General features: G+C 43.1%; 12 protein-coding genes. 7 read left to right on the top strand and 5 right to left on the bottom strand.

What is annotated here, in order from left to right:
• Positions 1-105 precede the first annotated feature (105 nt).
• Entirely contained in the window at positions 106-1,044 is a 939-nt protein-coding gene (locus tag AC3CID_RS10725; protein ID WP_488526536.1) for a glutathione S-transferase family protein, read from the top strand.
• Positions 1,045-1,137: 93 nt separating this feature from the next.
• On the opposite strand, the gene pta is transcribed toward AC3CID_RS10725, so the two are convergent.
• Both pta and AC3CID_RS10715 read right to left on the bottom strand, forming a co-directional pair.
• The gene (pta, locus tag AC3CID_RS10720) at positions 1,138-3,303 is read right to left on the bottom strand and encodes a phosphate acetyltransferase (protein ID WP_065204941.1); all 2,166 of its coding nucleotides are present in this window, start codon (positions 3,301-3,303) and stop codon (positions 1,138-1,140) included.
• 146 nt (positions 3,304-3,449) lie between these two features.
• Entirely contained in the window at positions 3,450-4,646 is a 1,197-nt protein-coding gene (locus AC3CID_RS10715; RefSeq protein ID WP_004734016.1) for an acetate kinase, read from the bottom strand.
• Positions 4,647-4,988: 342 nt separating this feature from the next.
• Here AC3CID_RS10715 and yfbV point away from each other — a divergent pair, with 342 nt between their 5' ends.
• The 4 genes from yfbV (at position 4,989) to AC3CID_RS10695 (ending at position 10,467) form a co-directional block, all read left to right on the top strand.
• A complete protein-coding gene (gene yfbV / locus AC3CID_RS10710; RefSeq protein WP_017076664.1) occupies positions 4,989-5,441 on the top strand; it encodes a terminus macrodomain insulation protein YfbV in 453 nt (150 codons plus the stop codon).
• A 345-nt stretch (positions 5,442-5,786) separates the two neighbouring features.
• A complete protein-coding gene (locus tag AC3CID_RS10705) occupies positions 5,787-6,752 on the top strand; it encodes an ABC transporter substrate-binding protein (protein ID WP_428783292.1) in 966 nt (321 codons plus the stop codon).
• 190 nt (positions 6,753-6,942) lie between these two features.
• Positions 6,943-8,811 (top strand): maltodextrin glucosidase, encoded by a 1,869-nt coding sequence (gene malZ, locus AC3CID_RS10700; protein ID WP_488526535.1) that lies wholly within the window; start codon positions 6,943-6,945, stop codon positions 8,809-8,811.
• Between the two features lie 189 nt (positions 8,812-9,000).
• Positions 9,001-10,467 (top strand): GGDEF domain-containing protein, encoded by a 1,467-nt coding sequence (locus tag AC3CID_RS10695; protein WP_488526534.1) that lies wholly within the window; start codon positions 9,001-9,003, stop codon positions 10,465-10,467.
• Positions 10,468-10,508: 41 nt separating this feature from the next.
• Here AC3CID_RS10695 and dusC read toward each other — a convergent pair whose 3' ends face one another.
• A complete protein-coding gene (gene dusC / locus AC3CID_RS10690) occupies positions 10,509-11,465 on the bottom strand; it encodes a tRNA dihydrouridine(16) synthase DusC (RefSeq protein ID WP_081008994.1) in 957 nt (318 codons plus the stop codon).
• A gap of 197 nt (positions 11,466-11,662) precedes the next feature.
• On the opposite strand from dusC, the gene AC3CID_RS10685 reads away from it, so the two are divergent.
• On the top strand, positions 11,663-12,283 hold the full coding sequence (locus AC3CID_RS10685; RefSeq protein WP_017091557.1) for a YecA family protein: 621 nt from the start codon (positions 11,663-11,665) through the stop codon (positions 12,281-12,283).
• A 123-nt stretch (positions 12,284-12,406) separates the two neighbouring features.
• On the opposite strand, the gene dsbB is transcribed toward AC3CID_RS10685, so the two are convergent.
• Entirely contained in the window at positions 12,407-12,916 is a 510-nt protein-coding gene (dsbB, locus tag AC3CID_RS10680) for a disulfide bond formation protein DsbB (protein WP_032545975.1), read from the bottom strand.
• 146 nt (positions 12,917-13,062) lie between these two features.
• Positions 13,063-14,655: a Na(+)/H(+) antiporter NhaB gene (gene nhaB / locus AC3CID_RS10675; protein WP_017088574.1), complete on the bottom strand. Its 1,593-nt coding sequence runs from the start codon at positions 14,653-14,655 to the stop codon at positions 13,063-13,065.
• A 639-nt stretch (positions 14,656-15,294) separates the two neighbouring features.
• On the opposite strand from nhaB, the gene fadR reads away from it, so the two are divergent.
• On the top strand, positions 15,295-16,134 hold the full coding sequence (fadR, locus tag AC3CID_RS10670; RefSeq protein WP_017084025.1) for a fatty acid metabolism transcriptional regulator FadR: 840 nt from the start codon (positions 15,295-15,297) through the stop codon (positions 16,132-16,134).
• Positions 16,135-16,330 lie beyond the last annotated feature (196 nt).

The raw sequence follows: 16,330 nt of genomic DNA, 5'->3' as shown, positions 1-16,330 counted from the left end.
TAACAGAAAAATTCTGCCTTGTTCTCAAGCCTTTTCTCTGCGCTATTTCTGAACATTTACTTACTGTGATTGGTATATAAAATTTTGGATGACAGAGGTTTGGATATGGGTAAGTTAGTTGAAGGTGTTTGGCATGACGTTTGGTATGACACCAAAGAAAGCGGTGGCAAGTTTGTTCGCGAAGATGCAGGCTTTCGTCACTGGATAGAGAACAAAGTCGGTGCACAATTTCAGCCAGAAAGCGGTCGTTATCACTTATACGTATCATTGGCTTGCCCCTGGGCGCACCGAACTTTAATCTTCCGTGAACTTAAAGATCTAACCGATCATATTGACGTGACGGTAGTCTGCCCTGACATGATGAGTGAAGGGTGGCAAATGGGGTTACCTGAACCTTTATTCGGCCATACTCGTATGCACCAAATTTACACTCAAGCCAAGCCTGATTACTCAGGACGAGTAACGGTTCCTGTACTGTGGGATAAAAAGACCAATACCATCGTGAGTAACGAGTCCTCTGAAATTATCCGCATGTTCAACTCAGAATTTAATGAATTAACAGGCAACACGGATGATTACTATCCATGGGAGTTGGCAAAGAAGGTTGATGAGTGGAATGATTATATTTATCCGAACATCAACAACGGCGTTTATCGTACTGGCTTTGCAACGACACAAGAAGCTTATGAAGAAGCGTATGACGCGTTATTTGAGGCGTTAGACAAAGTAGATGCACATCTTAGTGAACATCGTTATCTAGCGGGTAATGACATCACAGAAGCAGACTGGAGGTTGTTTACCACTCTGGTTCGATTCGATGCAGTGTATGTTGGTCACTTTAAGTGTAACAAGCAGCGAATTTCAGACTATGTCCATATTCAGGGTTACTTAAAAGAGTTGTACCAAGTAGAGGGTATTAAAGAGACGACTGATTTCTACCATATTAAGCGTCACTACTACTACAGCCACACTGGCATTAATCCGACTCAAGTTGTGCCCAAAGGACCAGTATTAGATTTAGAGTCAGCCCATGGGCGAGGCTAGATTAATCTTAAAAGTATCAAATAACCTTAAGCGTTAGACATAAAAAAACCCTAGATAAGAATCTAGGGTTTTTTGCGTTCTACAAAAGAAAAATTAGTTAATCACTTTTTCTTCAGCTTGAGCTGCTTGGTCTGCTTGGATAGCCGTTAGAGCTACTGTGTAAACGATATCGTCTACTAGAGCGCCACGAGACAAGTCATTTACTGGCTTGCGCATACCTTGAAGCATTGGACCGATAGACACTAGGTCTGCTGAACGCTGTACAGCTTTGTAAGTCGTGTTACCTGTATTTAGGTCTGGGAATACGAATACTGTCGCTTTACCTGCAACTGGAGAGTTAGGCGCTTTAGAAGCGGCTACGTTTTCCATGATTGCTGCGTCGTACTGAAGAGGACCGTCGATCACTAGATCAGGACGTTTCGCTTGAGCAAGTTTGGTTGCTTCACGTACTTTATCTACGTCTGCACCTTTACCAGATTCACCAGTAGAGTAAGAGATCATAGCAACGCGTGGGTCGATACCGAATGCCGCAGCAGAATCTGCAGATTGGATAGCGATTTCAGCAAGCTGTTCAGCTGTTGGATCTGGGTTGATCGCACAGTCGCCGTATACAAGAACTTGATCAGGCAGAAGCATGAAGAAGATTGAAGATACGATAGAAGCATCAGGTGCTGTCTTGATGATCTGGAACGGAGGAACGATTGTGTTCGCCGTTGTGTGAACAGCACCAGAAACTAGGCCGTCAACTTCACCAGCTTCAAGCATCATAGTACCTAGGAATACTGAATCGTCTAGCTTCTCACGAGCGACAACTTCAGTCATACCTTTAGCGCCACGAAGTTCTACTAGACGAGCTACGTAGTTTTCGCGAACTGATGCAGAATCGATGATCTCAACGCCAGCGCCTAGCTCAACACCTTGTTGTGCAGCAACGCGACGAATTTCGTCTGGGTTACCAAGAAGCACACAAGTTGCGATACCGCGTTCCGCACAGATAGAAGCTGCTTTAACAGTACGTGGCTCATCACCTTCAGGAAGAACGATACGCTTAGCCGCTTTACGAGCAAATTCAGTTAACTGGTAACGGAATGCTGGTGGGCTTAGACGACGAATACCTTGAGTACCTTCAGATAGAGAATCAATCCAAGGGCCATCAATGTGGCTTGCAACGTGATCGTTAACGAACTCGATACGCTCTTTATCGTCTGCAGGAACTTCTAGGTTGAAGCTCTGTAGGTTAAGAGACGTCTGCCAAGTGTTACCTTGAGCCTTGAAGATCGGTAGACCTGAAGCGAATGCTGGAGCACAAAGGTTAGCAATGCTTTCTGGAATGTCGTAACCGCCAGTCAGTAGGATTGCGCCAATTTCAACACCATTTTTAGCAGCAAGAGCTGCAGCAACGATAACGTCAGGACGGTCTGCTGAAGTAACCAGTAGTGAACCTGGTTTGAAGTGCTCAATCATGTGAGGTAGAGAGCGTGCACAGAAAGTGATGCTCTTAATACGACGAGTTGAGATTTCACCTTCATTAACGATTTCAGCGTTAAGGTGTTTAGCCATATCAACCGCACGAGTTGCGATTAAGTCGATGCTCCATGGCACACAGCCAAGAACACGGATAGGGCTAGAGTTGAAGATTTGCATTACTTCAACGTTAGCTTGCTGAGCGCTATCTGCATCGTCAAAGATTTCAGATAGATCAGGACGAGTACGGCCAGCTTCATCAACAGGAGCATTAAGCTTGTTAATGATCACGCCTTTGATGTTCTTGTTTTTAGTGCCGCCGAAGTTAGAACATGCTACTTCGATGTGCTCTTTAAGCTGAATAGGGTTGTATGTACCAGGGGTCGCAACGAATACGATCTCCGCACCAAGTGTTTTCGCGATTTCCGCGTTTACTTGGTTTGCAAATGGGTGCTTACGAGTAGGAACTAAGCCTTCGATAAGCGTTACTTCTGCGTCTTTATTGATTTTGTTGTATTGCTCAACAACTGACTCAAGAAGTTCATCCATTTTTTCGCTACCGATCAAAGCTTCAGCTTTAGTCATTGCGATTGGCTCACCAATCTTAATGTCGCTGTTTGTGCTAATGATAGTAGACGTTAAATCTGGTTGGTTACCACCGCTACGAGGTTGAGCGATTGGCTTGTAGAAAGAAACACTTACGCCCTTACGCTCCATAGCGCGAAGAACACCCATGCTAACACTAGTAAGACCAACACCAGCGCTTGTAGGGATAAGCATAATAGTACGGGACATTGACGGACACCTTTAACTATTGGAAATAAAAAAGCTCAACTGCTATTCCCACCGATATTTAAATTGGGGTAGGAATAGAAGTTGAGCCCCATTTTCTTGATATGAAAAACTGACTAGCTTCGAGTGAAGCTAGTCAGGAAAATCAATTAAAGACCTGCTAGTTTCGCAGTGTCTTCAGCAATTACTAGCTCTTCATTAGTAGAGATAACCATTGCAGGGATACGGCTGTTAGCTGTAGTGATAGTACCTTCGCCGCCGAAACGTGCTTTAAGGTTAGCTTCGCTGTCAACTTCGATGCCGAAGATGCCTAGACGGTTAAGAACCATTTCACGGATTGGGCCAGAGTTCTCGCCGATGCCGCCAGTGAAAGTGATTGCGTCTAGACGACCTTCTAGAGTTGCAGTGTAACCAGCAACGTACTTAGCTAGACGGTGACAGAACACGTCCATTGCACGAGTTGCTTCTTCTTTCTCACCGTAGTTGTCTTCAACGAAACGACAGTCAGAAGTCACTTCAGTTAGACCAGCAAGACCAGATTCTTTAGTTAGCATGTTGTTGATTTCTTCAACAGAGTAACCAAGAGCGTCGTGCAGGTGGAAGATGATCGCAGGATCAAGGTCACCACAACGAGTACCCATTACTAGACCTTCAAGAGGAGTAAGACCCATAGAAGTATCTACAGATTGACCGTTCTTGATAGCACATACAGATGCGCCGTTACCTAGGTGACAGTTGATGATGTTAACTTCTTCAACTGGCTTGTTTAGTAGGCCTGCAACTTCACGTGTGATGAATAGGTGAGAAGTACCGTGCATGCCGTAACGACGGATGCCGTGCTCTTTGTACAGGTTGTACGGTAGAGCGTATAGGTAAGACTCAGAAGGCATTGTTTGGTGGAACGCAGTGTCAAATACAGCAACGTTTTGTAGACCAGGGAAGTTCTGTTGAGCCGCTTCGATACCGATAAGGTGAGCTGGGTTATGAAGAGGTGCGAAAGTCGCAGCGTCTTGAATACCCTTAAGAACTTCATCAGTGATAAGTGCAGAAGAAGTGAACTGCTCGCCACCGTGTACGATACGGTGACCGATAGCGCCAAGGTTAGCTTTAAGCTCAGGCTTAGAAGCAAGAATAGTTTCTACCATGAAAGATAGTGCTTCTACGTGAGCTGCGCCCGCGCCTAGTTGTGCTTCATGCTTGCCGTCAAGTTTCCATTTCATACGAGCTTCTGGAAGACCAAGACATTCAGCAAGACCAGTTAGGTGCTCAGCACCTGTTTCTGCATCAACAACAGCAAATTTAAGAGAAGAACTACCACAGTTTAAAACTAAAACTAGCTTAGACATTAATGACTACCTGTTTATTTTTCTGATCGAAATCAGTTAAGGATGAAAATTAATCTCAAGAATAGACGAAGCACCATTGCTTGCGTACTAACCTTGGTCAAAAAAACGTTAATTTCCGTATTAAAGTGAAAGCGCACTTTTAAGAAAAGAGGCTTTTGCATTCCTTGCAGAAGTCGTCCCAAAGTTGCTTAAATTGTAAATAAGGGCAACAATGAGATTGAGGTCTGCAAATAATAGCGATATTGTGCAAATATAACAAAAAAATTTGAAAGAATATTATTTTTCGTCAAATTTTTGTGTATTTAGTTGATGATTTCAACTTTTTTTTAATGGGAGACTCATATGAGTAATAGAGTTGGTTTAGCGAGCAGTTTAAAAGATGGCCAAAAGTACATGGATCTCTGGCCTGTTCGAAAAGAGTTAAACGCTATTTTCCCTGAGCAACGCATCATCAAAGCGACGCGTTTTGGTGTTAAGGTGATGCCCGCAATAGCTGCAATAAGCGTCCTTACGCAAATGGTCTTTAACAATTACCAAGCGATGCCACAGGCTGTGGTTATGGCATTGTTTGCGATCAGCTTGCCGCTTCAAGGTATGTGGTGGTTAGGTAATCGTTCAAAAACTCAGCTTCCGCCGGCCTTAGTATCTTGGTACCGTGAATTGCATGAAAAGATCACCGAAACGGGTTTTGCATTAGAGCCAATGAAGCCACGCCCTCGTTACAAAGAGTTGGCGATCATTTTAAATCGCGCATTTCGTCAGCTAGACAAATCTTCAATGGAACGTTGGTTCTAAAAGGTCGTCCTATATCTCCCTCTAGTCTGAGAACAGTCATACATCATCGATAGCTCGTTCTCAGATTTGATCCTCTCTTCTAATCGCTTCACTTGCCCTTTATTCACTTAGTCTTTATTCATTTAGCTTTGCCTCTATTTGCCATGCTTATCTTGTATTCATTGAGTTTCTTACCTTTTAAATCAAACAAACCCGCTTATCCCCACATAATTCGAACCTTGTTGTATTTTTGTTAAATATCACTTCAAGTTATCAATAGTTACTGGTAATAATGTCAATAGTGATTTTTGATGTTGTTCTCTTCGATCGAGTAATAACGAGTAGAGCTTGATTTAGGGAGCGATAATGAGTTCTGTAAGAAAGGTATTGGCAGCGGTTTTAAGTTGTCTGCTGTTGCTATGGACTGGCAATGTAATGGCGAACGTCGCCAAAGTGTCGGTTTCACAAGTTGTTGACCATCCAGATCTGAATGCAACACGCTTAGGGCTAATCGAAGGGTTAAGAGTTAAAGGCTATGAAGCGGGTAAAAATTTAGAATTCTCTTATGAAATGGCTAATGGCAGTCCGGCGCAAGCCGCAAAAATTGCCAGAGAGTTAGTCAGCGAAAACCCCCACGTATTAGTAGGTATCGCGACACCTACTTCGCAAGCTTTGGTTTCTGCAACGCGATCTATTCCTATTGTGTTTACCGCGGTTACTGACCCTATCGGTGCAAGGCTTGTTAAACAATTGGATAAACCTGGACGAAATGTCACGGGCCTTTCTGACTTATCACCTATTTCCCAGCACGTATCTCTTATTAAAGAGCTCCTTCCTCAGGCAAGCTCAATTGGGGTTGTTTATAATCCGGCAGAAGCAAATGCCGTCGCGTTAGTTGGGCTATTAAAGAAGTCTGCACGAGACTTTGGTTTTACTCTGCACACTGAAAAAGCGCTAACCATCGATGATGTAGAATCAAAAACCGAATCCATTGCCAAGAAGTCTGATGTTATTTACGCACTGACAGATAACACTGTTGCAAGTGGTATAGAAGGGCTTATAGAAGCTGCGAACAGGGCTGGAACGCCAGTGGTTGCCGGAGCGACGTCTTACGTGGGTAAGGGGGCGATAGCTGGCTTAGGTCTAGATTACTATGACGTTGGGGTGCAAACCGCCGATTATGTGGCTGCTATTCTGAACGGACAAAAACCGGGTAAGCTGAGTGTTAAAACTGCACAGAGTTCGCAACTGGTTGTGAATTTGGATGCTGCTCGTGAGCTTGGTGTCACATTGCCTCAGTCTGTGATTGAGCGTGCGATAGTTAGCCGTTGATGGAGTAATTGAAGATTGGACCTCCTCTTGAAAAATGGTCGATTCATTTGATCATTTTGAGAGAAATCGACTTACTGTAAACAAAGTGGATCTACAAAGCGTGATCTGCTTTGACTGATGTTATTTTTCTCGTTGTGGTCAAAGAAATTTTTCATATCTTAAGCAAATTAAATATTGCTCGAGAACCGCTATGAAACCTTTTATCTTTCATGCTCAAACCTCCGATTACTTCCACGAAAAAGAGGGTGTGCTAACCGTAACATTAGTGTCTGAACGCACTGACTGGAATAAGGTTCAGTTGAGGCATGAGCCAGATAACGAAGAGTATCTACTCGACATGGTGCAAGTTGGTACTGAAGGGCGGTTGACGCTGTGGCAAGCCTCTTTCCCTGCGAATACAGACAGAAACGTTACTCACTATGCGTTCAAGCTTGTCGATTCAAAAGGACAGTATTGGCTTGATGCTAAGGGAGTCCATAGCCGCGTTGCGAGTCGTGAGTTTCACTTTAAGTTTAATACCCAATATCGCCCACCATCATGGGTGTCGGAGCAGGTATTTTATCAAATCTTCCCTGAACGATTTTGCAACGGAAATCCGAGTATCAGTGTCAAAGCGGGCAAGTATCGCTTAAAAGAAGATACCTTAGATGTCGTAGTGAAAGAATGGGGCGAGCCTGTCGAAGGACACAATGGAACGGGCGCCGCAGAGTTCTTTGGTGGTGACCTAGCGGGTATTCATAGCAAGTTAGATTACCTGCAAGATCTAGGCATCACCGCGTTGTATCTCAACCCCATTTTTCAGTCACCGAGCAACCATAAATACGACACAACCGATTACTACAATGTCGACGCCCATTTCGGGACCAATGATGAGTTCTCTGCACTTTCAAAAGACATTCACACGCGTGATATGAGAATCGTTCTGGATGCGGTATTTAATCACACTTCGGTTGAGCACCCTTGGTTTGATAAACTGAAAGCCACTGACTCCGGTGCATATGACAATCCAGGTTCGGCATTTCATGACTATTATTTTTTCGACCCCGAAAACACTCAGCAATATGTTAGTTGGAAAAATATTAGCTCACTTCCAGTCTTAAACTTCTCCAATGTTTCCGTGCGAGAACATATATACCAGTCACAAGACTCTGTGATTAAGCACTGGTTAAAAGCACCTTATAACATCGATGGCTGGCGCTTCGATGTGATTCATATGTTAGGTGAAGGGGAGGGAGCCTATAACAACGCACATTATGTGAAAGCATTCCGTGACTCAGCAAAAGCCGAGAACCCCGAAGCCTACATCTTGGGAGAGCACTTCTTCGAGGCCACATCATGGTTACAGGGAGAGCAAGAAGACGGGTCGATGAACTATTATGGATTTGCTCACCCAGTTCGTGCGCTATTGGCAAAGCAAGACATCGCGTACGAGCCGATTGATATTGATATGTTGGCTTTTTCTGATTGGTTAGCTGAAGCGAGAGCTAAGGTTCCTTGGTTGAATCAATTATCGCAGCTAAATCAACTGGACAGTCATGATACGGCTCGACTGCTAACGCTTCTAAATGGTGACCAAGCTAAGCAAAAACTGGCGCTGACGTTACTGTTTACCTATGTCGGAACTCCATGTTTGTACTATGGGACAGAAGTGGGCTTGGAAGGTGGTCAAGACCCAGACAATCGCAGATGCTTCCCGTGGGATAAAGAAGATACTTCGCATTGGTTCCCTTTCCATCAAGCGTTGATAAAATTAAGAACAGAACGCCACAGCTTACAAAGTGGTGCTTACCTAGAGTTATATTGTGATGCAGATACGTTAGTGTTTACTCGTTGCCTTAGGGGTGAAAAGACACTGGTTGTGCTCAACCTATCTCAAGATGAAAAAGTGTTGTCTTTACCTGTGTGGATGCTTGGGCAAGAACAAGGGAAGTTGATTGAATTACAAGGTGAGTTGGTTGACTTACAAGGTAAAGTGAAGGGCGAGTCAATTGTTAATGGTGTCGTTGATCTTGTGGTCACAGCGATGAAAGCTAAGATTTATGACGTGATAAATCGTTGAATTTAAACTGACTAAGACAGTATCCGCTAACACTGCTTAATGCAGGGGTAGTTTTTTAAAGGAGTCGATTGTTCAATGATACGGCCTGATTCATATCAACTTACACTCTTTTACCTCGAGGAAAATGTCCATTAATGTAATAATATTAATGGAGTAAATGAAAACAGCTGATCGCTAAGAGCACATTATATGAAAGTAAACAGGCACTTTAGCCTTACCTTTGTCTTCGGGTTTCCCGCAGTGATCGCCGCGATGCTACTTGGCCTAATAGGAAAGAACCACTTTGACGCGGTAGAAAAAGACATCAGCAGCGAATTCAACCGTATTGAAGACGTGTTCAAAGGAACCACTAAAGTTGTCACCGCCTTAGACTACAGTTTCTCAAATTACTACAAATCCGGTAATCCTCTTTTCCTCGACCACAACAAGCAAGTGGTTGATGGTCTTTGCCGTATTTGGCCTATCGATAGCCTGCTTCTTGCCGATGGCAAAACTACCGACATTCCTTCAGTTGATATTGATTATATGCTGGTCGGTGAAGAATCTTTGTGTACAGAAACCAGCGGTACCTATAAAAGTGCTTCCGAGAAAATAGCTCTAGCACCTATTCTTTCATTTCTCTCTCAACTTGATGAATTCCACAATGGTGTGCATTTTATTGATAAACGCGGATACGTTATTTCGTCACCGGAAGATTTTGCTAAAGGGTTAGGAAAGGAATTACTTTCGACCATCAAAAGCCGTCCATATTGGCAAAGAACCGCTAACAACCCAGATCTACTGACTTTATCTGGCCCTGCATATCGGTTTGACTCCCTTGATCGAATTATTAGTATGACGATTCCTGTGTTCCATCAAGGAGTGCACCAAGGGATGCTCTCAGTAGATATTGATGCTGACAGGTTACTCGCGAGCTCTAATGAGCATCTAGCGGGTCGGATCGATATTATTGATACGACTTTAGCTAACCCGATTGATACGGCCACGTTTTACCACGAGATTAAGCTAGAAGGGGTCGCGTCTCATCATGCGATGTACTACGAGTTGGATCTTGCTAGCGAAGTGGAGCACTTTTTCGTTTATGAAAAAGACAGCCTAATCGTCGCTATTATCGTGTACCTGTTCTCGGTTACGATTTTCTTTTATGTTAACTCCAATATTGAACGTGGTTACTTCAAAGAACTAGCAGCTAAAGACCCAATGACAGGGTTATTGAATCGACGAGGCTTAGAAGCGTTTTGGCGCAGCGTAGAGCATGATCAACTGTTTGCCTTAACGGTATTTGATATCGACGATTTTAAGTCAATTAATGATACTCATGGCCACGATAAAGGTGATGATGTGATTCGTTATATGTCACGTCAAATTAGTAACAGTGTTCGAAGTAGTGATGTGGCAGCACGGTTTGGCGGAGAAGAGTTTGTCGTTTATATGAAAGGCGATGATCGTGAGACGCTGATAAGGACACTAGAACGTGTAAAAATTGCGGTCTGTGCTAACTCGGCCGACGTTGTTCCTAATGGATTTACGGTATCTGGCGGTGTTTGTATTGTTGAAACAGAGCAAAATAAGCTTAACTTTGAAGAGATATTTAAATACGCCGATGAAAAACTGTACGTGGCTAAGACGACGGGTAAAGACCGGATCGTATTTTAGCCACGCTATGAGGTTCAATATCGCGATAGGGGGGAACTAACTCAAACGGGTTGGTGGTATTCTTCTTGATAACGTTGAAGGCGCTCTACAATGGGTGGCGCTTTTTTGAAAGTACGAATTTCTTTAAATAGTTCGTTCGCTTCAGGGTAGCCTTTACTTAAATAGACAAACCATTGTTTCACTCTATTGGGGTAGTACATGCCTTTATCCCCTTTAATTTGAAACTCGGAATAGCGCAATAAAAGTGCGATTACTTGATCCCATGGCATTTTCTGGTGGTTGTGCTTAACGACATTACCAAGGTTTGGAATATTAAAAGCGCCGCGGCAGACCATCAATGAATCAACACCTGTGGTTTCTATGCAATCTTGACCATCTTGGTAGTTCCAGATCTCCCCATTAGCAATCAACGGCAGAGAGGTTTTCTCTCTTATTTGATTGATGTAATCCCATTTGATTTCACTGGCTTTATAGCCGCCAACTTTGGTTCTTGCATGCACGGTGAGTTCATCAGCTTTTGCTTGCTCGATAGCGTCGACAATTTCAAAGCACTCTTCCGGATGCTCCCAACCTAATCGGATTTTTGCGGATACGGGAATATGTGCTGGTACCGCTTCTCGACAGGCGTTCACCACTTGATAGATGAGCTCTGGCTCTTTTAGCAGTGAAGCCCCACCATTACTTTTGTTTACCGCTTTTGCCGGGCAACCAAAATTAAGATCAATGCCTTTAGCGCCTAAGCTTGCCGCTTGAAAAGCATTTTCGGCCATCCAATTCGGGTGTTGCCCTAGAAGTTGCAGATGGATTGGCACACCTGCCATAGTTTGAGAGCCTTGATGTAATTCTGGGCAAATACGGTGGAACACATGCGGAGGAAGAAGTTGATCAACGACGCGCACAAACTCTGTCACACAGAGATCGTAATCATTTATCTCTGTAAGAATCTCACGCATTAGGTGGTCTAGTACGCCCTCCATAGGGCCAAGTATTACTCGCATGCTGCTTTACCGAAACTGAGTGGACCGAAAAATTCGAGGCGTGATTGTACGGTTTGCTTACAGGATTGTCACTATGAGTATGGTTTACCTGTCTTGAGTGTACGCTACCCGGCTTGATGATGGTTTATCGCTTAATAGCGACATCTTGGGGAGTATGGCGTTATAATATCGAAAATGCCCCAATATTCAGAGCTTTCATGACATATCAATTATTAAGCCTACCGGAATCAATCACTGACATAACTCCACAGTTCATTGAAGGTTCAATCCTTGCTTCCAACTTAGCGACCAAACCACTCGATCCAGAAGAATGGCTAGCTATCGTTGCACCTGAAACAGGTAAAGAGCTTGTAACAATCGTGACGGAACAGATTAATCGCCAGCACAACCTGATTCAGCGTAGTGAATACTTACTGACAGACGTACTTGTTGATGGTGACTTTAACGAGCAATTCGCGGATTTCGCTGAAGGCTTTATGATGGTTTGGCCAACCGTGGAAGAGCAGTGGCAAAGCGTGACAGTCGCGGATGGTACTCTGCGTATGCTGCAAGCACTCCTAACAACCTTGATGCTTGGGATTGATGAAGAGCAAACTCAGCAACAAATGGTTGCGGCCGGGCTTGAGAATCCACCAGCGCTTGCCGATTTAATCGATCAAATAGATCTGATGATTTCAGAGGTTGCAATGGCGGCTGATGAGGCGATGCTGGGTAATAAGTCACAGAGTGTGAACCCATTTAAAGATATCGGTCGAAACGACCCTTGCCCATGTGAAAGCGGCAAAAAGTTTAAACAATGCTGTGGCAAAAACAGCTAATCACGGCTTGTTGAGTAACTCAGCTTGAGTAACAGACTTTCTTTAAGTGATAAAAATCTTTAGCGATAAAAAAGTCGACCTTGTGGTCGACTTTTTTGTTGTTCTAATTTAGATGATCTAGTGTTAATCGTTTTTCGATTTTACAAATTGAGATATAACCACAAAACCGAAAGCAACCAAGTTACCCGCAAAGATAATCACTAGCCATTGAGGCATTGAAAGCTCTAAGAACTGCCATACCACCTTGCTACAGTCACCGTAAGCTTCAAACATCCACGGAGCCCATTGGTTTAAAGGTGCCCAGCTAGGGAAAGTAACGAATAAATCACAGGTTGCGAAAGGAGACGGATTAAACTGGTAATCGACGTGCTCTAAAGCCAACGTCAAACCTTTGTAGGCGCCAAATCCCCAACCAGCAAGGCCTAACCAACGTGATATCGGGTTATTCGGAGCAATAGCACCAATCATTGCAGCGACACCGATAGCAAGCATAGCAACGCGCTCATAGATGCACATCACACAAGGGCCAAGCATCATCACGTGTTGAAAGAAGAGAGCGCATGCCTCAAAAAAGACAATAAAAGCCAGCAGTAAAAGCCAAGATAAACGTCCCTTAGAGAAGTCTTTGAGCATTGCAAAAAAGTTCACGAATTTAATCCCGTCTATAAAATAAAAAAGCTCTGAATACTCAGAGCTTTTTATCTTGGATAAGTTTCCTAATCAACTAATATTTTTGATTAGTTAGACACACTTATTGTGCCTTGCTAAACAAAATCGGATTAGTGACCACCAGAGATAACTGGAGCGATAACCTCACCAGTACGCTGAATGATCCAACCTGCATCGTAGAACCAAGCAGTCATCGGCTCAACAAAGAACACGATACCAGCAAGGCCAACAAGAGCCAGTACGATAGTATATGGCAAAGCCATGATAACCATGCGGCCGTAAGACAGTCTAATTAACGGGGCAAGTGCCGATGTTAATAAGAATAGGAATGCAGCTTGACCGTTTGGCGTAGCAACAGAAGGTAGGTTAGTACCTGTGTTGATAGCAACAGCAAGTAGGTCAAATTGGTCACGAGTGATGATGCCTTCAACCAGTGCAGTTTTCACTTCGTTGATGTAAACCGTACCAACGAACACGTTATCTGACACCATCGATAAGATACCGTTGGCCACATAGAATAGTGCGAGCTGTGCGCCTTTATCTTCAACGTGAAGTACTGCATCGATCACTGGCTTAAACAGTCCCTGGTCAATGATTACAGCAACGACAGCGAAAAAGACAGCAAGAAGTGCAGTAAATGGTAGCGCTTCTTCAAAGGCTTTACCCATTGAGTGCTCTTCAATTACACCAGTAAACGCCGTTGCTAAGATGATAACAGAAAGGCCAATCAAACCGACTTCAGCGACGTGAAGCGCAAGGCCTACGATAAGCCAAACTGCGATTGCACTTTGAACCCATAGTTTTGCTACGTCTTGTTTTGTACGGTTTGCGCGTTCTTTGTTGTCAAATTCAACTAAGATTTGGCGAACGTTATTTGGCAGTTTTGCACCGTAGCCAAATACTTTAAATTTCTCTACAAGTGCACAAGTGATAATGCCGCAGATGAATACAGGCAATGTTACTGGCAACATACGGATGATAAATTCACCGAATTCCCAGCCTGCTTGCTTAGCAATCACTAAGTTTTGCGGTTCGCCTACCATGGTCATTACACCACCGAGTGCAGTACCTACACCAGCGTGCATAAGTAGTGAACGTAGGAAAGCACGGTAGTTTTCTAAATCGTCACGTGTAAGCTCAGAGATCTCTTCATCATGAGTATGATCGTGCGCTGACGTTGTGCCCTTACCTGATGCAACCTTGTGATAGATAGAGTAGAAGCCAACCGCAACGCTAATAACAACGGCGATTACTGTTAGAGCATCTAAGAATGCTGACAAGAAAGCAGCAGCGATACAGAAAGCGACAGAGAGTAGGACTTTGGATTGAATGCCAAGCAGGATCTTCGTGAAAATGAACAAAAGCAGTTCTTTCATGAAATAGATGCCAGCAACCATGAATACTAATAAGAGTAAAACTGGAAGGTTTGCTTGTAGCTCATGATAAACCATTTCGGGTTTGGTCATGCCAATGGCGACCGCTTGAATTGCCAATAAACCACCCGGTTGAAGAGGGTAGCATTTTAGAGCCATAGCTAGAGTGAAAATAAACTCAACCACTAATAGCCAGCCCGCAACAAATGGGTCAACTAGGAAGAAAACAAACGGGTTGATGATTAAAAAGGAAATGATGGCAAGTTTATACCAATCAGGAGCCTTACCAAGGAAGTTCTTGATAAAAGCGTTTCCGAGAGACATCGGCATGTTAATACTCTTTTATGTTGATTATGAATAGATAAGCAATACAACATTTGAGAATCGAGCTATAGAGGTTGTTAAAAACTATAACTAACAGTGACTTAGAAAAACTACATTCCATGTAATGTTCTGTGGTCTTGCCAAGTCACTCCCTTAGAAACTCAAGCACTGCTAATTTTTGAGCGCAACTCTACTCTTAGATAACATTTAGTCAACAGGAAAACCCCTGTAGCCCTAAAAATACCTCTTTTTTGTTGAGAAACGCGATCAAAGTAGCGCAAGCATACCACTTAAAATGTGATAAAAACCGACTAGAATCAATATTTCAGCGAAATGATTGAAATTAACAGAATAACGACGGTTTATATATGATTATTACAACTTAATATTGCAAATTAATAACTTTGAAATTATGACCAATCTCATTGATTTTAAAGAAAATTTGTTGTGTTAATGGTTTGTTGAAATGGTGGTTTATCGTTGCTTGCTTTTCAAACCTAGGGTGCAAACGTGTGCTGAACTTTAGAGTTTTAACTCTACTGGTGTTTTGGGGGAGTAAAATTTTTGAGGGTGTTTCCGCTGGGTGTGAACTAGTGGTATGATGAGTAAATTAGAACAGAATAATTAAATTGGATTGAAGTGTAGATGGTCATTAAGGCTAAAAGCCCGGCAGGATTTGCAGAAAAGTATATCATTGAAAGTATTTGGAATGGCCGTTTCGCTCCAGGTTCTATCTTGCCCGCAGAGCGTGAGCTTTCTGAGCTGATTGGTGTTACACGTACTACGCTTCGTGAAGTACTTCAGCGTCTTGCTCGTGATGGTTGGTTGACAATCCAACACGGTAAGCCAACTAAAGTTAACCAGTTTATGGAAACGTCAGGTCTTCATATTCTTGATACATTAATGACGTTGGATGTTGATAACGCAAGCAAAATGGTAGAAGACTTACTTGCTGCACGCACCAATATCAGCCCTATTTTTATGCGTTATGCATTTAAAGCAAATAAAGAAGCTTCTGAGCGTACGATTACTAATGTGATCGAATCCTGTGAAGCTTTACTTGCGGCACCGACATGGGATGAATTCCTAGAGTCTTCCCCGTACGCTGACAAGATCAAACAATCAGTGAAAGAAGACGCAGAAAAAGATGAAACGAAGCGTCAAACGATCTTAGTTGCTAAAACTTTTAACTTCTACGATTACATGCTTTTCCAACGTTTAGCATTCCATTCAGGTAACCAAATTTATGGCCTGATCTTCAACGGTGTTCGTAAATTGTACGACCGTGTTGGCAGCTACTACTTTTCTAACCCAGAAGCTCGTCGCTTAGCCATGGAGTTCTACAAAGATTTGTTTGTTATTTGTGAAAGTGGTGAGCGTGAAAACTTGCCACTTGTGATTCGTAACTACGGTATCGCAAGCGCACAGATTTGGAACGAGATGAAAACAACGTTACCAACAAACTTTACTGAAGACGACAGCTAAGTCTTTTCATTAAAGTCCTGTTAGGTTGGTTTACTTATTAAGTAAACGACGTAAAGAAAACGAAAAAGCGGCGAGATAATCAAATTATCTCGCCGCTTTTTATTTATCGATAGTTGGTGAAAACTTATCAATAGGCAGTAACTTACCAGTGGCCAGCAACTATCTATAAGTAGTCATTTATCTATCTATGATGAGT

Source organism: Vibrio sp. QJM3NY_21 (assembly GCF_057785975.1).
This window is presented reverse-complemented; position numbering and strand designations above follow the sequence as displayed.